This is a genomic window from Stenotrophomonas sp. VV52, from assembly GCF_002893095.1.
In the GTDB taxonomy this organism is placed as follows: domain Bacteria; phylum Pseudomonadota; class Gammaproteobacteria; order Xanthomonadales; family Xanthomonadaceae; genus Stenotrophomonas; species Stenotrophomonas aracearum.
This window is the reverse complement of sequence record NZ_PKQQ01000001.1, coordinates 806,530-824,485: the sequence shown is the minus strand read 5'-3', so window position 1 is coordinate 824,485 and position 17,956 is coordinate 806,530. Positions and strand designations below refer to the sequence as shown.

Here is a 17,956-nt window from a genome sequence, read left to right as displayed (position 1 = left end):
GACGTACTCGCCCTGTATGCCAACGAGTTCCTGCTTGTTCGGCGGGTGGATGTCGTAGGCGTCGCCAATGTCGATGGTGACGGCGAGCCCGCTGTGAGCGTCTTCCGCCGCCACGCGCCGTTGGGCTTCACGTACCTGCGCCCAGCCACTAGTGGCAGCAACGCGGTAGCCCAATACGCGCCCGAACTGGCCGCGCAGTACGGCGACCTCATGAAAGTGCCCGAACCGCTGCTGCTGTGGTTCCACCACGTCCCATGGGACCACCGCATGGCCTCCGGCCGCACCCTGTGGAACGAACTGGTCACCCGCTACTCGCTCGGCGTACAGCAGGTGCAGGAAATGCAGAGGCAATGGTCAACCCTGACGGATCCCCCCAAGGAGACACCTGGGGCGACGGGGGGCTTGCGCTGCGGTCGAAACCGATGCCGTTGCGGTCGGCGCGGTGGTAGTACACCGAGGTCCAGTCCGGGCGTGGACCGCCGTCTACCCAGGGGCCGGGCCCGTAGTGGTGGCCGCGCGCCATCAGGTGGTGCAGGCCGAGTGGGGTCATGTAGTTCACGGCCGCCTCGCGCGAGGCCATCATCATCGCGACGATTGGCTGCACTACGGTGGGGTCCGGCGAGAAGGTCATTGCGGCCCAGTCGGCAGCGATGTCGCGGGCGGACTGGTGGGGGTTCCAGGCCAGCCGGCCGAAGGCGTACCAATTGGCCTGGTCGAAGTGCGAGCCGGTCCAGGTGCGGTCGTTGCCGATGTTGGCAACCCCGGCCATGCCGGTCAGCGTGTGTCCCTCCAGCGAGCCGTCCACCAGCTTGGCGACGGTGGAACCCTTGCCGCGTGCATGGGTATCCGAACGCAGCACTTCCTCGAACAACGGGCCTAGGTACACCAGGTGGGTGTTGAAACCGAGGTACTCCTTGGTGAGTTGGAACTCCATCATCAGCGGCGTGCGCGGCATGGCCCCGAACAACGGGTGGAACGGCTCGCGCGGCTGGAAGTCGATGGGGCCGTTCTTGACCTGCACGATCACGTTCGGGCGGAACGCGCCGTCCAGCCCGGCGAACTCGGTGAAGGCCTGGGTGGCACGATCTGCAGGTACATCATGCGCGTAGACGAAAGCGCGCCACATCACCACGCCGCCGTGCGGAGCCAGCGCGTCGGCCAGCAGGTTGGCGCCATCGGCATGCGAACGGCCGTAGTCCTGCGGGCCAGGCTGCCCTTCGGAATTGGCCTTGACCAGGAACCCGCCGAAGTCGGGAATGCGGACGTAAATGTCGTTGACCTTGTCGCGCCACCAGCGCTGCACGCCGGGATCCAACGGGTCTGCGGTCTTCAGCCCACCCAGTTCGATGGGTGCGCTGAACCGCGCGCTCAGGTAGACGCGGATGCCATAGGGGCGGAACACCTCGGCCAGCGCGGCCGCCTTGTCGAGGTACGCCGGCGCCAGGCTCCAGGCGCTGGCATTGACGTTGTTCAGGACGGTGCCGTTGATGCCCAGCGAAGCATTGGCGCGTGCGTAGTCGGTGTAACGCGGATCCTTCCATTCCGGCAGGCTCTGCCAGTCCCAGAGCGAGCGGCCGGCGTAGCCGCGTTCGACGTAGCCGTCGAGGTTGTCCCAGTGGTCGAGTACGCGCAGTTGCACGCGCGGCGATTCGTGCACGTCCAGCGCGTCCAGCGGCGCACCGGTCTGCAGCAGGCGCAACAGGTGGAACACGCCATACAGAACGCCAACATCGTGTTTCCCAGCCACGACCAGATCGCTGCGTCCGTCGTGCTGCACGCGCTTGAGCAGATACCCCTCTGTGCCCAGCGACTCGATCTCGCTGTGCAGTGGCGAAAGCAACGGGGACGACGCGGGTGTACCCAGTACCACGACGTACTGTTGCGTCGGCTCGGTGTGCATCGGTGGCGCCTTGCCCAGCAGGCCGGCGAGCCCCCGCTCCAGCTCCGCACGCGCGGCGCGCTGCGTCGGCGTTGCGTCGGGTGCGACGATGTCGCTCAACTGCGCGCGGTAGGTGGCTGCGAGCGCAGGCTCAACCGGCACGTACCGCATCCACAGTGCATACCCGTCTTCCGCATGCGCGTTGCCCATGAAAAGCAGCAGCGCGATGACAACGCTCGACATCCAATGACACCGTTCGACAGCAGCAAAATGCGGCGTTTTCGGCAGTAAACCGGGTAAGCTGGTGACGCGCCTTGGCCGTTGCATCATCTCCCCTGCCCGCCGCACGGTAGCGTTACGAGAACGAAAGGAAACGCGTATTGGACAAGCCGAAGAAATCGGTCCGCCGCAAAACCAGCGGCGTGACGATCGACGAGGTGGCGGCGCTGGCAGGCGTTTCGCCGATGACCGTGTCGCGGGCCGTGAACCAGGGCAACGTGCGCGAAGAGACCCGCGAACGCGTGATGCGCGCGGTGCGCAAACTGGGCTACACGCCCAACGTGGCGGCCAGTTCGCTGGCGGCCGCGCAGCACACCCGCATCGCGCTGATCTACGCCAACCCCAGCGGTGCCTACCTGAGTGAGCTTCTGGTCGGCCTGCTGCGTGTTGCCTCCAACGCGCCGGTGCAGTTGACCATCGACTACTGGGAAAACATGGACGCCGAGGCCGAGCGCAAGGCCGCGCGCAACCTGGCCAGCCGGGTCGACGGCGTGATCCTGCCGCCACCGCTGTGCGAGTCCGCCGCCGCCGTGGGCGAGCTGGTAAAGGCGCGCATTCCGGTGGTGGCGATCGCCTCCGGACGCCAGGGCGACGGCATCTCCTGCGTGCGCATCGACGACTTCCACGCCGGCAAGGAAATGGCCGATCACCTGATCCAGCACGGGCATACCCGCATCGGCTTCATCCGTGGGCGCGATGATCTCAGTGCCAGCGCCCGCCGCTACGATGGCTTTGTCACCGCGCTGCACGAGGCCGGGTTGGAGGTCGACCCCGAACTGGTCCAGCGCGGCAACTACACTTACCGCTCCGGGCTGGGCGCCGCAGAGCTGCTGCTCGCGCATGGGAACCCGCCCACCGCGATTTTCGCCAGCAACGACGACATGGGCGCCGCTGCCATTTCGGTCGCGCACCGACGCGGGCTGGACGTGCCCCGCGACCTGACCGTGGTGGGCTTCGATGACACCTCGGCCGCCACCACGGTGTGGCCGGAGCTCACCACCATCCACCAGCCCATCGCGGCGATGGCCGACGCAGCCATCGACATCCTGCTGCGCACCATCCGCAACCGCAACGACGAGGCGCGGCCGCTTACCGACCATGTGCTGCCGCACCGGTTGGTGGAGCGCGATTCGGTGGCGCGCCCGCCCAGAGGTCGGTAGGGCGCGCCGCATCGTCAGGCTCCCGGACAGGCGACGGTGACGTCGGCTTCGTTCAGGGCGCCCAGTGCGACCCGCGACACCGAGACGGTCATCGCCGATGCGCTCACCAGCGACCACGGGCGGTCCAGCTTGCCCACCTGCGCACCGGCACCGGCCAGGCACTTCAGCGGCACGCCCACGCGGGTCCACTGCCCGGCCGGCAGCTTGGCCAGGGTCGGTCCAACCGGCACCCGCGCGGTGCACCCGGTACCGCAGCCGACCGCCAACCACGCATCGCCCTTGGGTGCCGCATCCACGCGCAGCGTGGTGACCAGCATCAGGTCGCCGTTGCTCTCGCGCTGCAGGTCCAGTGCAGTGTGCGACTGCAACGCGGCGGTCGCCTCGCCTTTGCCCGTCCAGGCCAGGCGGCGGCCGTCTTCCTGCTTGAGGTGGTCCACGCCGGTCACGTTGAGCAGGTCGCCATCCAGGCCTTCCGGCACCTTGGTGACGGTCACGCCCTGCCCCGTGGCGTTCTCCAGGCGCAGCGCCATGCCGGCACCGGCATCGCCCGCCGCGAAGAACACGCCGGCCGCGCCTTCATTGCCGGTCACGCCGGAGACTTCGGGCAGTGCGGCAAGGTCGCCCTTGTCGGCATAGGTCAGGCCGTAGCCGAACGCGAACTGCGGGTTGTAGTCCTTCTGGCCCACGTTGTTGGCGTACTGCACCGCCGTGCGCGGCCAGCTGAAGCTGAGCTTGCCCTTGAAGTCGTTCTGCACCGCGCCGTCGGGCTTGCGCAGCAATACATCGGCAATGCCTGCGCCTTCCGAACCGGGCAGCCACGCCGCCACGAACGCATCGGCCGCGTTGATCTCGCGGTTCACCCACAGCGGACGACCACTCAGGAAAACCGCGACCACGGGGATGCCGTCGGCCTTGAGCTTCTTGAGCAGCTGCAGGTCGGAGTCGTCGCCCGGCTTGTAGGCCAGCGTAGCCAGGTCACCCTGGAACTCGGCATACGGGTTCTCGCCGAACACCACCACGGCCACATCCGGCTTGGTCTTGTACTTGCCATCAACGGCCAGCTCAGCCTGGCCGCCCGCAGCCTTGACCTGCTTCTCGAGCCCTTCGAAGATGGTGTCGGCGTTCGGGAAGTCCTTGCGCGTGGTGCCGGTGCCCTGCCAGTTGAGGGTCCAGCCGCCGGCCTGTTTGCCCACGTCATTCGCACCGTCACCGGCCACCAGAATCTTCTGCTTCGGCGCCAGCGGCAGCACGCCGCCTTGGTTCTTGAGCAGTACCAGCGACTCACGCACGGCCTGGCGTGCAACCTCGCGATGGTCCGGTGCGCCGATCAGGTTGAACTGGCCACCCACCGCACGCGCGGACGGCTTGCCGGCCTCGAACAGGCCCAGCCGCATCTTCACCCGCAGGATGCGGCGCACGGCGTCGTCCAGCCGTTCCTGGCTGATGGTGCCGGCCTTCACTGCGGCCAGCGTGGTTTCGTACATGCCTTTCCAGCTGTCCGAGGCCATCGGCATGTCCAGCCCGGCATTGATGGTGGCCGGGCAGTCGGTAGTCGTGCAGCCCTTGACCTGGCCATGCCCGTTCCAGTCACCGACCACGAAACCGCCGAAGTTCATGCGGCCTTTCAGCGCGTCGGTGAGGTACGGCTTGTTGCCGTGCATCTTTTCGCCGTTGACGCTGTTGAAGGACGCCATCACCGTCTGCGCGCCGGCCGCGATCGCCGGCGGGTAACCGGCCGCGTGGATGCGGACCAGATCGGCTTCGCTGACCTTGGTGTCGCCCTGGTCCTTGCCGTCGGTGGTGCCGCCGTCGCCCAGGAAGTGCTTCACCGAGGCGATCACATGGCGGCCGTCGAGGAACTCCGGCGAGCCCACCTTGCCCTGCAACCCTTCCACGACCTTGCCGGCATAGCTGGCCACCACGTCGGGCGATTCGGAGTAGCCCTCATAGGTGCGGCCCCAGCGATCATCCCGCGGCACCGCCACGGTGGGTGCGAACGCCCATTCCATGCCGGTGGCGCGGGTTTCCAGCGCGGTGATCTCGCCGATCCGGCGCACCAGTTCCGGGTTGCGCGCCGCGCCCAGCCCGATGTTGTGCGGGAACAACGTGGCGCCGACGATGTTGCTCTGCCCGTGCACGGCGTCGATGCCGAACAGCACCGGGATCGCCTTGCCACCCTGCGAGGTGTCCATCGAGGCGGCGTAGAACGCATCGGCCAGCGCCAGCCACTCGGCCGGCGAGGCGTCGTAGCGGCCACCCGGGTCCGAGTTGCCGCCAGCCAGGATCGAGCCCAGGCGGTACTTGCGTACGTCGTCCGGGGTGATGCTGGCGATGTCGCCCTGGATCAACTGACCCACCTTCTCTTCCACCGTCAGGGTTGCGATCAGGTCGTTGATGCGCTTTTCCAGAGCGGGGTCTTCTGCCAGCGGCCAGGCCACCGACGGCCACGGGGTGGTGTCGGCGCTGGCGGTGGCGGCGGCCGGGGCCTTGTCGGCGGCCGTGTCGTCGCCCTTGCAGGCAACCAGCGCGAGGACCACCGCGACCATCAGGGCACTGCTGCGGCGGGAATGAAGAAGGTGGGTCATGGGCTCATCCTTGGGGCTGCGCTCAGCGCAGCAGGTACGTGTTGATCAGGTTTTCGTAACGTTCCTGCTTGCCGCTGATCTGCGTGGGCTCACCGCCCTTCGCCCCCAGTGCAGCCAGGTCCGCCAGGCTGAGCTTGCCACGCTCGAAGTCTTTTCCGGCACCGCTGTCGAAACTGGCGTAGCGCTCGGCACGCCACTGCTCCCACGGCGAGTCGTTGAGCAGCCCGTGGGCGACTTCCAGTCCGCGCGCGAACGCGTCCATGCCGCCGATATGGGCGACGAACAGGTCTTCCATGTCGGTGGACTCGCGGCGCACTTTGGCGTCGAAGTTCAGGCCGCCTTCCAGCCCGCCCTGGCGCAGCACCACCAGCATCGCGCCGACGGTGTCGTACAGGTCGGTCGGGAACTGGTCGGTGTCCCAGCCGTTCTGCGCATTGCCCCGGTTGGCGTCGATGCTGCCGAGCAGGCCGTGGTCCGAGGCCACCTGCAGGTCGTGCTCGAAGGTGTGGCCGGACAGCGTGGCGTGGTTGGCTTCGATGTTGAGCTTGAAGTCCTTGTGCAGGCCATGCTCCTTCAGGAAGCCGGCCACGGTGGCGCTGTCGAAGTCGTACTGGTGCTTCATCGGCTCCATCGGCTTGGGCTCGATCAGGAAGTTGCCCTTCAGGCCGATGCTGCGGCCGTAGTCGCGGGCCATGGTAAGGAAGCGGGCGAAGTGCTCCACCTCGCGCTTCATCTGGGTGTTCACCAGCGAGGCGTAGCCTTCGCGGCCGCCCCAGAACACGTAGTGCTCGCCGCCCAGCTCAACGGTGGCTTCCAGCGCGGCCTTGACCTGTACGGCGGCACGCGCGACCACGGCGAAGTCCGGGTTGGTGGACGCACCGTTCATGTACCGCGGGTGCGAGAACAGGTTGGCGGTGCCCCACAGCAGCTTCATGCCGGTGGCGTCCTGGCGCTCCTTGGCCAGCTTCACCATGTGCTTGAGGTTCTTCTCGTATTGGCCGACATCGTCGGCGTCCGGCGCCAGGTCGATGTCGTGGAAGCACCAGTACGGCACGCCGAGTTTGGTGAAGAACTCGAACGCGGCGTCCACCTTGGCTTCGGCACTGGCCAGCGGCGAGCTGGATTCCCACGGGAAGCGGCGGGTGCCCGGCCCGAACGGATCATGCCCGGCGTTGCAGAAGGTGTGCCAGTAGCAGGCCGCGAAGCGCAGGTGCTCCTGCATGGTCTTGCCGCCGATCACCTTGTTGGCGTCGTACACCTTGAACGCGAGCGGGTTGTCCGAGCCGCGCCCTTCGAAGGGGATGCGGCCGATGCCGGGGAAATACTCGGTGGCGCCGATGAAGGGCTGCGTGCTCATGCTGCGGTTTCCTTTCGTTGTGCGAGGTGTCGCGTGAAGTGGGTGTCAGCCGCGCTGCAGCGGCGTGAGGGCGTCGAGGTAGCGCAGGTAGCGCGTGTAGGCGGTGGCATAGGCGTGGCCGCGTGCCGGGTCCGGACGGGCCGAGAGCTGCGGGTCGAGCGCAACGTGCCGCTCGGTGATGTCGGCGATGGAAGCACCCTCGCCGCGCGCATGCCCCAACGCCCACAGCGCCTGCAGGGCAGCGCCGAATGCCGCGCCTTCGGATTGGGTCGGCACGTCCACTGGCAGGCCGAACACATCGGCCACCAGCTGCCGCCACTGCGCGCTGTTGCTGCCGCCGCCGGTGAGCACGATGCGGTCGAACTGCATGCCACCGCGCACGAAGGCGTCGTAGCCGTACTTCAGGCTGTAGGTGGCGCCTTCCATCGCGGCGCGGTAGAAGTGCGCCGGGGTCATGTTGGTGGTGTCCAGGCCGGCCAGCACCCCCTTGCCCAGCGGCAGGTCCGGGGTGCGCTCACCGTTGAGGAACGGCAGCATCACCAGGCCGTCGGCGCCGGGGGGCGTATTGCGCAGGTGGCCGTCGGCGTGGCGGGTGTTGAAGTCGAAGGCGTCGGCCACCTGTTCGGTGACCACGGTGCAGTTCATGGTGCAGATCAACGGCAGCCAGCCGCCGGTGGACGAACAAAACGCGGCCCAGGCGCCTTCCGGGTCGACCACCGGTGTATCGGAATAGGCGAACAGCGTGCCCGACGTGCCGAGGCTCATCGCCAGGCGACCGGGGGTGACGCAGCCGGTGCCGATGGCGGCCATCATGTTGTCGCCGCCGCCCACGGCAACTTTCACCGTAGCCGGAAGCCCCAGCGTCTTAGCTGCGGCGGGTGCGATGTCGTACAGCGCTTCGGGCGCGGCGATGGGCGGCAGGCACGCCGCAAGGTCACGGTCCGGGTCGGTGGCGCGCAGCAGGTCGGGCGACCAGGTGCGGGTGCGCACGTCCAGCCAGCCGGTACCCGAGGCGTCGCCGTACTCGCAGAAGCGCTCGCCGGTCAGCACGAAGTTGAGGTAGTCGTGCGGCAGCAGGATGGTGGCCAGGTTCGCGTAGGCCTCGGGCCGGTGCGTCTTCGTCCACGGTAGTTTGGAAGCGGTGTAGCCGCTCAGGATCGGGTTGCCGGCCGCGGCAATGGTCTGCGCGGTGCCGCCGACCGCATCCATGATCTGCGTGCATTCGGCCGAGGTGCTGGTGTCGCACCAGAGCTTGGCCGGTGCCAGTACCTGCCCTGCCGCGTCGAGCGGAACGAACCCGTGCTGCTGGCCCGAGACCGCCAGCGCCACGATGCGCGAACGCACCGCCGGTGCAATCGCGGCGAAGCAGCTGTTGAGCGCGGCCACCCAGTCGGCCGGGGCCTGCTCGCGGCTGCCATCGGCGCCGCTGGTCAGCTCCAGCGCGGCACTGGTGCTGGCCACCACCTTGCGCGCGGCAGGGTCGTACACCAGCACTTTCAAGCTCTGTGTGCCTGCATCGATTCCGGCAACCAGTTCCATCCCTTACACCCCGTATGCTTCAAAAGGTAGCGCTACCAAATCCGGGCAACAACGCGCAGCTTCGCTACGCGGTCGCCATCCTCCGCGGCCAGACGTCCTCGGACGCCTTGCAGTACTGCGCGATGAAGTCGGCCTGCGACGGCATCGTTGCCACCGCCTGCTGGATCGGCTGGCGGATGCGCTGCAACAGGGTGCGCAGGTCGTCGTCGCTGATCGCGCTGGCCAACGGGTGGGCGGGCCCGGGCTGGATGCCCTGCCCCATCAGCACGCTGGTCCAGGAGTCCACGCGGAACAACTCACCCGGGTCCTGCCAGGCGTGCGCGCGCTCTCGCCACGCGCGCAGGCGCACCGCCAGCGACTCGGGCAGCTCCATCTCGCGGGCGGCCTTCCACATCGGTTCGTCGCGCTGGGTGGCGTGGTAGTGCAGGATGATGAAGTCGCGCACGTGCTCCATCTCCTTCTGCCCGACGTCGTTGTACAGCGCCTGCAGGGTCGGCGTGATGCCATCGATCGGGAACAGCTGGATCAGGCGCACCACCGAGCTGATGGTGAGGTGGATGCTGGTCGATTCCAGCGGCTCGATGAAGCCACTGGCCAGGCCCAGCGCCACCACGTTCTTGTTCCAGGCCTTGAGCCGACGCCCGCTGCGGAACGGGACCAGCCACGGGTCGCGCAGCGGTTCGCCTTCGATGTCGCGCAGCAGCTTGGCCTGCGCTTCGTCGTCGGACATGTGGCGGCTGGAGAACACCAGGCCACAGCCCACGCGGTGCTGTAGCGCGATATGCCAGCGCCAGCCGGCCTCGTGCGCGATGGCGCGGGTATACGGCACCGGCGGCTTCACCGATTCGGTCTGCACGGCTACTGCGCGGTCGCTGGGCAGCCACTGGTTCCAGTCTTCGTAGCCGGTATGCAGGGTCTGCTCGGTGAGCAGGCCACGGAACCCGGTGCAGTCGATGAACAGATCGCCCTCCAGCACCTGGCCGTCTTCCAGTACCAGCGCCTGCACCGAGCCGTCATGCGCGTGCTGGCGCACTTCGCGGATCTTCCCTTCCACCCGGCGCAGGCCATTCGCTTCGGCCTTGCGGCGCAGGAACTTCGCGTACAGCCCGGCGTCGAAGTGGTAGGCGTAATTGACCTGGGGCTGGGTCTGCAGCGAGAACTGGTCCCCGCGGGAGGCCACGCTTTCCAGGCAGAAGTCGCCCAGGTCCGAGGGCATGCCACGGCGCAGGCTGTCCAGCCAGAAATGGTGGAACGGCGTGGCCCAGGTGTTCTGCCCGATGGTGCCGAACGGATGGATGAAGCGGTCGCCGGGGCGACGCCAGTTTTCGAAGGAGATCGAGAGCTTGAACGTGCCGGCCACTTCGCGCAGGAATTCCTGCTCGTCGATCTGCAGGAAACGGTGGAAGGTGCGGATCGGTGGCACGGTCGATTCGCCCACGCCGACGGTGCCGATCTGCTCGGACTCCACCAGGGTGATTTCGAGCTGGTCACGGAACTGGTGGGCGAGCGCGCAGCCGGCGAGCCAGCCGGCGGTGCCGCCGCCGGCGATGACGACCTTGCGGATCCGGCCCGGCGTGGTGGTGTTGGCAGCGTTCAAAGCGATCCCCTGTCAGCGGTTGAGTCGAGCGAGCAGCTGGGCGCGCGTGCGGCGCGCCTGCAGTTCGTCGAACGGTGCCAGCTCGCCGCGGGCGGCCTCGGGCAGGTGCTGCCCGGCGCGCTCTGCGGGTCCAAAAACGTAGTACTCAAAGATCTTCGCCCACGCCTGCTTCTCGCGCGGCGGCAGGTCGCGCAGCGCCCACAGGGCATGCTGCAGGGCCGGCAACGGCGAGGACAGGAAGCCGGGCACGCTGCGCCACCAGTAGTTCACCAATACGTTGAATGGTGCCAGGCTGCGCACGTGGTGCCACCACATGCTGGGGATGAAGATCGCATCGCCGGGTTCCAGCTCGGCGGTGACCGCGCTGGCCAGTGCGTCACGGAACCGGGGATGGCGTTCGAAATCCGGAGTGTCGAAATCCACCACGCTGACCACCTGGCCGCCCGGCGTAGGCTCGAGCGGGCCCGGATAGAGGTTGTCGATCTGCTCCGGCGGAAACAGGGTGAAGCGGCGACGTCCCACTGCGCAGCAGGCCAGGTTGTCCGGCGTGTCGAAATGGCAGGACGCGGTGACCCGGTTGCCGATCCAGATGCTGGCCGAGGCGTCGATGCCCTGCCCGGCCAGGCCGGCGTCGTTGTGCTCGGAGAAGCCCGGTAGTGCCCGATCGATCAGCAGCGAAGAGATGTAGTACATGGGCGCTTGGGGATCGTCAACGTGCTGCGCGATCTCCTCCAGTACCTCACCCAGCACGCCACGCCGAACCTCGAAATTCAGTTCGGTGAAGTCGGCGTTGTAGAACGGACGGCCCTGGATGGCGGGTTCGCCATGGGAATACGGCACCGGCACGCCGGCGTCGAACCCACGCAGGTAGTCCATGGCGTCGTTGGTCGAGCGCAGCCCGGCCTGGACAAGGCCCCAGTCACGCACGACGCCGCGCAGCACCACGGGTTCGCCGGCGGCGACCAGCGCCTCCAGCGGCAGCGCGGCAGGCGCCAGCCCTTCCAGTGTCCGCATCGCCGCCCCGTCGGCCATCGCTCAGTTCCTGCCCTGCAGGCGCAGGCGGCGCTGTTTCTCGGCGATGAGCCGTCGCATGTTATGCAGCGAGGCAAGCATCAGATACGCACCTTCCAGGTAACCGGCGCGGTTGAGCTCGGCCAACGCGTCACCGTCCAGCGCGGCCAGGCGATCGCGGTCGACCGCGTGCAGGCCGTTGACGCCGACCCGATGCTCGGCGTCGATCTGCACGTCGAGCGTGACCGGCTGGATCAGCCCCTTGGCGTCCAGCATCGCAAACATCTCCGCGCCGAAGGCATGGCCATCGTTGATGCCGCGCAGCACGGTGGCGATGTGGTCGAGATACGGGGTATTGCCACCCTGCGGCAGGAACACCGGTTCGCCAGCGCTGTTGTTCACGCGCGGGTGATCCAGGTCCACGTGCAGCACCGCTTCGCGGGTGAGTTCGCCGTCTATGCGGTTTTCCTGGAACCCGATCAGGAACGGGCCCTTGGCCGCGGCCCCTGGCAGGTACGACGCGTTCCAGCGGCCCTCGTCCAGGTACAGGTTCTCGTGTTGTTCAAAGCCCAGCAGGACCACCGACTGCCACGCCCCGGTGGCGGTGTCCCTGCGCAGGAAAATGGGGTATTCGCGCTGCAGTTCGGCGAACTCGCTCGGGTACGCCGGCACCATGCCGACCGCGTCGCCGAATTCAGGTCCGAAGCCGGTCGCCACGCGCAGGTCGCGGTGGGCGATGTTGTTGAGCATTTCGTAACGCGGCATGTGTAGTCCAATCCCAGCAGGAGCCTGCACGGGTGCCGCTGCCCAAGCAACGGCACCCGTGACCTGTTCAGAACCTGTAACGAACGCCAAGCATGTAACGCGGATCCTGGTCAGCCAACTTCACCATCATCTGCGAGGTGCGCGAACGCCACCGCACGTCCTCGCCCGTCAGGTTGATGGCTTCCAAGCTGAACGACCAGTTGTCATTCAGCGTATACCCCACGCTGAGATCCCACTGATCGTACTCTTCCACATAGTACGGGTTTCGGCTCGACCCCTGGTTGGCCAGGATCAGGTACTGGTCGCGCCAGTTCCAGGCCAGGCGGACCGACCAGCCATACTTTTCGTACATCAGCATGGCGTTGGCGGTGTCGCTCAGGCCGGTCAGCGAGAACTGGTCGACGTTCGGGTCGCCCGCATCGTTGTAGCCGACGTCACCGTTGACGATGGTGTAGTTGGCCAGCACGCCGAAGCCGGTGTCGCCGAAGAAGTACTGCCCACCCAGTTCCCAGCCATGCAGCTTGGACTGGTTCTGGTTGATCGGACGGTTGACGTTGAACTGGTACAGCGGATCGTCCGCCTCCCCGTACAGGTCGTAGGCCGCCTCGGTCGCCAGCACCTGTGCGTCAGTGCCGTTGTAGGCGCCCAGCCCGGCCGGATTGTTGCGCAGCAGCGCCAATGCGGTGAACAGGGAGGTGTCATTGGCCGAGCAGGCCGCCGCGTTGGCCGGACCCACCTGGGTGATACAGGCGCCACTGGTCAGGAACCCCAGCGCCGCCTGTGCGTCCGGCCCGGAGGTCGGGTCGCGCAGGCCGTACAGGTTTTCCTGCACGATGGTGTTGCCGATGAAGTTGTCGACCTGCTTGTTCCAGTAGGTCACCGACACATAACTGGCATCGGCGAAATACCACTCCAGAGCCAGGTCCAGGTTGTCCGATTCCAGCGGCTTGAGCGCCGGGTTCTGCGCCGTGCCACTGGCCCGCGAGGACGGGTCGATCAGCACCGAACCGAACGGCTGCTGTGCGGTGGGACCGGCATACAGGTTGCCGATCGGCGCACGCGCGATGCTCTTGCCGAACGAGATGCGGCCCTTCAGGTCGTCCAGCAGGTCGATGCTGAAGTCCAGGTTCGGCAGGATGTAGCTGTAGCTGGTCTTCTCGGTGAACGGCTGCTTGTCGTCGGACAACAACACGCGGAAGTCGTTGTTGGCCTGCCACTGGATGGATTCGGGCGTGGCGATGATCGACGTCGAGACCACATCCGTGGTTTCGTAGCGGACGCCCAGGCGCGTATTGGTGCGGTGGCCACCCAGGTCGCCGTCCAGCTCGATCTGGACATAGGCCGAATTGGTCTTCTCTTCGACCCGGTTGTCGGCCGCATTCTGCGGGCTGACCCCCAGATTGGCGCCGTAGTACTGCCCGGCCCACTGCGCCAGTCGGCCGGCGTCGCCACGCCAGGCGCTGAAGCTGTTGACGTTGAAGTCGTCGAACATGCCGACGATGTTCACCGGCTGCAGCAGGTCCATCAGGCCGTTGGCCACGTCGCCATTGACGTTGGCTACGCCCCAGTCGCCCAGGGTGTTGTAGTTTTCCGCGGCCTGCAGGCGGTGGGTGGTCTGCTTGCTGGAGTCCACGCCGAACTGGAAGCGGCCCGCGTCGAAGGCCCACTCACCATCCACGCGCCCCTGCTTGATCTCGCTGATCTGGGTCTGCGAGTTGATGCGCAGCACCTGCGAGCCGATCTCACCCGGCACGAAGCCCGCGTTGACCACGCCATTGGTCTTGGCGATGGCGTCGGCGGCAGTCGGATACCAGACCTGGGTGCCCACCGGCAGCCCGTTGTTCCAGACCATTTCCTGCACGTAGGTGCCACCGCACTGCGGACCGGTGGTGCAGTTGTTGGTGCCGGCGATACTGGAGAAGATGGAGCCACCGCCGGTGAGCGGATCGTTCGGGCGGCTCTCGTTCTTCGAGTCGTGGCCGTCGAAGCTCAGCTTGAAGCGGTCGGTGATGTTCCAGGTGGCGTTGAAGCCGAGCGAACCCAGCTTGTACTTCTGCATGCTGCGCTGCTGCTCGAGCCCGAAGTCCTTGGTGCCGGCGATTTCGCGGATGTAGATCGGCGTGGCGACCGCACCGCTGGTGTCGAAGACCACGTCGGTGTAGTTGCTGTTCTGCAGCCACATGCCCTGCTCGCCACGATTCTCTTCGATCTCGTTGGTCGAGTAGGTGTAGTCCAGGGTCAGCGTGACCGCGTCGGTCGGTGCGAACTGCAGCACCGCCTGGCCATTGATGCGCTCGCGCTCGAAGTCGGCGAAGGCATAGCGCAGGTCGTTCGGGCGCCCGTACAGCGCGCCGATCGCCGGTGCATTGGTCACGGTCGGGTTGCCGGGCATGGTCCCGGTCCACGGCTGGATGTTCCAGTAGTTGTTGGTGGCCTGTACCGAGCCGCCCTTGCGCTTCTGGTAGCTCGCGCTGACGCCTACGCCCCAGGTCTTGTCCGGGTTGGTGTAGCTGAAGATACCGGACAGTTCCGGGGTGATGTCGTTGTCGAACGGCTGGCTCTGGTCGGAGACGATCTTGGCGCCGGCGCTGGCCACGGTGCCCTCATGGTCGAACGGGCGACCGGTGAGGATGTTGATGGTGGCGCCGATACCGCCGCTGGGGACGTTGGCCTGGCTGGTCTTGAACACCTCGATGCCGTTGACCGCTTCAGCGGCCAACTGTGCGAAATTGAAGGCGCGGGTACCGCCGTCCACGCCGCCGATGGCGACCTGCCCTGCCGCACCGAACGCGTCGGCACCGGGCATCTGGCGGCCGTTGAGGGTCACCATGTTGAACTGCGGACCAAAGCCACGCGCGGTGACCTGTGCGCCTTCACCATCGCGACGCTCGATCGAGATGCCGGTGATGCGCTGCAGGGACTCGGCCAGGTTGGTATCGGGGAACTTGCCGATGTCTTCGGCACTGATCGCGTCCACCACGCCCGCCGAGTCGCGCTTGATATCCATCGCCTGGCTGAGGCTGTTGCGGATACCGGTGACCTGCACCGTGTCGAGCTGGGTCGGCGTGCTCTGGGTCTGCTGAGCGGTCGTGGCCGGTGCCGGCGTCGACGCGTCCTGTGCAAAAGCGGGATTGATGACCAGGACGCCACCGACGAAGGTGAACATGGCCCGGGACGTTAGTTTCGCCAGCTTGCGGCTCATGCGTGAGCCCTCAGGTCTGGGGTACGACGGAAAGCACAAGCGCTCATGACTCTCCCCTCTGACATACGATCGAATGGATGTACTTCGCACCACGCCAAGGGCGCGGTGGGACCTCGAAATCGCTTGCAGTTGCCAGAACATGCGCGTGGTAAATGGGGGAATCTCCGCTGGCCTTACCCCGGCTCAGTGGTAGCGCTACCATCGCGTCAGGGCGCAGACTAATCACTCCGTCACACCGTTGTCATCATGCAACGCAGCAAAGGAGACCGGTCCTTGAGGAACACCCCCAAAGCGGTGCGTCGCAAAGGCAGCGCCGTCACCATCGACGAGGTCGCGGCGCATGCCGGGGTTTCGGCCATGACGGTTTCGAGGGTCATCAACGGCCACACCGGCGTGCGTGAGGGAAACCGGGAACGGGTGCTGCGCAGCGTGCAGGCACTGGACTACCGGCCCAACCTGGCGGCCAGCGCATTGGCCGCCGCGCAGCAGACCTGCATCGCGCTGATCTACACCAATCCCAGTTCCAGCTACCTGCGCGAACTGCTGGTCGGCGCCCTGCGCGGCTCCACCCGGGCGGCGGTGCAGCTGCTGATCGCGAGCTGGGATGAATTGGGGCCACGGGCACGCCGGGAGGCGGCACGGAGCCTGGCCAGCCGCGTCGCAGGCGTGATCCTGCCGCCGCCATTATGCGAGTCCAAGGCCATCGTCGATGCATTCGTCAACGCCGGCATCGCCGTGGTCGCCATCGCCTCCGGCCACTTCAGCGGCCGCATTTCCTGCGTGCGCATCGACGACCGCCACGCAAGCCGCGATATCGTGGAGCACCTGATCGCGCAGGGTCATCGCCGCATCGGCTACATTGCCGGCGACCCCAACCAGACCGCCAGCGCGCAGCGCTCGCAGGGCTACCGTGACGCCCTGGTCGATGCCGGCATCGGCTACGACGAGGCACTGGTCTACGCCGGTCACTTCACATACCGGTCGGGGCTGGAGGCCGCGCAGCAGCTGCTGTCACTGCCCTGCCCGCCCAGCGCGATTTTCGCCAGCAATGACGATATGGCGTCTGCGGTGGTCTCGGTAGCGCATCGTCGTGGCCTGCAGGTGCCGGGCGACCTGTCCGTGGTTGGTTTCGATGACACCTCGGCCTCGACCATGGTCTGGCCGGAAGTCACCACCATTCACCAGCCGGTAGCGGAGATGGCCGACGCCGCGATCGACATCCTGCTGGGCGAGATCAGGCGCACGCCCGGCGCGCGGCAGAACATCGTGAACCATGTACTGCCCCACCAGTTGATCCTGCGCGCGTCAGTGCAACCGCCGGGCCGACCGTAGAAACCCACTGGCGTCGACCGTACTTTTACGGTCGACGTGCGTTGGGAGCCCGTCGATAGTAGCCAGCACAGGCGTCGTTGCCCTACTCCGCTTCACCAACGCGAGGCGGCCCAGGATCATGAGATATCTGCATAAGCTCCAGGATGCGCTGGCGTTCGAGCCGCTCGCGATGTTCGGCTGGCATCTCAGCGTGGGCGACGCGCTCGCCGGCGTAACAGCGGTGCTGGTCACCTTGCTGATCGCAGGCGTGTGTCGGCGTGCGATCAATCGCTACGGCCGCCGCCACCCGGACGCCAACCAAGCGGCCCTGTACACCTTCTCGCGATTGCTTCACTACGCCATCCTGGTGGCCGGCGTGCTGATCGCCCTGCAGGTGGCCGGGTTGCCGCTGAGCCAGTTCGCGGTGTTTACCGGGGCCATCGGGGTGGGGCTTGGCTTCGGCATGCAGGCCATCTTCAGCAACTTCGTGTCGGGGCTGATCCTGCTGTTCGACCGGTCGCTGAAGGTCGGCGACTTCATCGAGCTGGACAAGGACACGCGTGGGGTCGTCAAGTCGATCGATATCCGCTCCACGTTGATCACGACCAACGACAACATCGACATCCTGGTTCCCAACTCGGAATTCGTGACCAAGCGGTTGGTGAACTGGACACATGGCTCGGTCAACCGGCGGGTCCGGATTGCATTTGACGTAGACATCGACGTGGACAAGGAGCGGGTGAAGAAGGCAGCGCTGGATGCCGCCGCGCAGGTTCCCTTTACGCTGGCCACGTCGGGACCCAAGCGGCCGCAGCTCTGGTTGGCGGGCGCCGAAGGGAGCGTAACGAACTACGTGCTGGCGGTGTGGCTGACCGAAGCGGCGTCACGCAGGAACTCCGCGGTGCGCGCCGCTTATCTGTGGGAGCTCGACAGCGCGCTGAAGCGACACGGCGTACTGAATACCCTGCCCCGGCGCCAGGTTGTGATCTCTACCCTGAGCTCTCCTGCGTCCGACAACCTTCGCCACGTTGACGCGGACCCAGCCAGGGAACCTGAAGCACTGACGCCGGAAGAACGCCAGGCATTGTCCGTCAACGATGCAAAGGAGGAGGCGCAGCGCGAGTCCAAAGGCGGAGCGCCCACGTAGTGCCGGCCGCTGGCCGGCTCTCCTTTCGGTTGGAGTCGCCTTGAGCCGGCCGGCGGCCGGCATTACATGCCATGCCTTTTTGGCATGGATCATCTACGTTAATTGTATTGGATGCATATCGAAG

10 protein-coding genes and 2 pseudogenes are annotated in these 17,956 nt (G+C 66.6%); 4 read left to right on the top strand and 8 right to left on the bottom strand.

The features are described 5' to 3' along the window. Window positions 1-144: 144 nt before the first annotated feature. Window positions 145-345 (top strand): annotated as a pseudogene (locus C2U58_RS20230) (hypothetical protein); the annotation flags it as partial. Window positions 346-400: 55 nt separating this feature from the next. Here C2U58_RS20230 and C2U58_RS06040 read toward each other — a convergent pair. Further along, a pseudogene (locus tag C2U58_RS06040) lies at window positions 401-2,122 on the bottom strand (alpha-glucuronidase family glycosyl hydrolase); the annotation flags it as partial. Between the two features lie 137 nt (window positions 2,123-2,259). Here C2U58_RS06040 and C2U58_RS06035 point away from each other — a divergent pair. Next, window positions 2,260-3,318 (top strand): LacI family DNA-binding transcriptional regulator, encoded by a 1,059-nt coding sequence (locus C2U58_RS06035; protein ID WP_102944982.1) that lies wholly within the window; start codon window positions 2,260-2,262, stop codon window positions 3,316-3,318. Between the two features lie 14 nt (window positions 3,319-3,332). Here C2U58_RS06035 and C2U58_RS06030 read toward each other — a convergent pair whose 3' ends face one another. The 7 genes from C2U58_RS06030 to C2U58_RS06000 form a co-directional block, all read right to left on the bottom strand. Then, window positions 3,333-5,903 carry an exo 1,3/1,4-beta-D-glucan glucohydrolase gene (locus C2U58_RS06030; RefSeq protein WP_102944981.1) on the bottom strand — a complete coding sequence of 857 codons (2,571 nt, stop codon included), beginning with the start codon at window positions 5,901-5,903 and terminating at the stop codon, window positions 3,333-3,335. A 22-nt stretch (window positions 5,904-5,925) separates the two neighbouring features. Continuing rightward, complete coding sequence (gene xylA / locus C2U58_RS06025) at window positions 5,926-7,260, bottom strand: xylose isomerase (RefSeq protein WP_102944980.1); 1,335 nt, start codon at window positions 7,258-7,260, stop codon at window positions 5,926-5,928. Window positions 7,261-7,305: 45 nt separating this feature from the next. Then, window positions 7,306-8,799 (bottom strand): xylulokinase, encoded by a 1,494-nt coding sequence (gene xylB, locus C2U58_RS06020; protein WP_102944979.1) that lies wholly within the window; start codon window positions 8,797-8,799, stop codon window positions 7,306-7,308. Between the two features lie 64 nt (window positions 8,800-8,863). Beyond that, window positions 8,864-10,396 carry a tryptophan halogenase family protein gene (locus C2U58_RS06015; protein WP_102944978.1) on the bottom strand — a complete coding sequence of 511 codons (1,533 nt, stop codon included), beginning with the start codon at window positions 10,394-10,396 and terminating at the stop codon, window positions 8,864-8,866. 12 nt (window positions 10,397-10,408) lie between these two features. Then, window positions 10,409-11,428, bottom strand: a complete 1,020-nt coding sequence (locus C2U58_RS06010; RefSeq protein WP_102944977.1) for a cupin-like domain-containing protein — start codon at window positions 11,426-11,428, stop codon at window positions 10,409-10,411. A gap of 3 nt (window positions 11,429-11,431) precedes the next feature. Continuing rightward, window positions 11,432-12,172 carry a SapC family protein gene (locus C2U58_RS06005; protein WP_172448080.1) on the bottom strand — a complete coding sequence of 247 codons (741 nt, stop codon included), beginning with the start codon at window positions 12,170-12,172 and terminating at the stop codon, window positions 11,432-11,434. Between the two features lie 67 nt (window positions 12,173-12,239). Further along, complete coding sequence (locus tag C2U58_RS06000; protein ID WP_102944976.1) at window positions 12,240-15,374, bottom strand: TonB-dependent receptor; 3,135 nt, start codon at window positions 15,372-15,374, stop codon at window positions 12,240-12,242. Between the two features lie 246 nt (window positions 15,375-15,620). On the opposite strand from C2U58_RS06000, the gene C2U58_RS05995 reads away from it, so the two are divergent. Then, window positions 15,621-16,706 (top strand): LacI family DNA-binding transcriptional regulator, encoded by a 1,086-nt coding sequence (locus C2U58_RS05995; RefSeq protein ID WP_102944975.1) that lies wholly within the window; start codon window positions 15,621-15,623, stop codon window positions 16,704-16,706. 118 nt (window positions 16,707-16,824) lie between these two features. Next, a complete protein-coding gene (locus C2U58_RS05990) occupies window positions 16,825-17,832 on the top strand; it encodes a mechanosensitive ion channel domain-containing protein (RefSeq protein ID WP_102944974.1) in 1,008 nt (335 codons plus the stop codon). The last annotated feature ends 124 nt before the right edge of the window (window positions 17,833-17,956 follow it).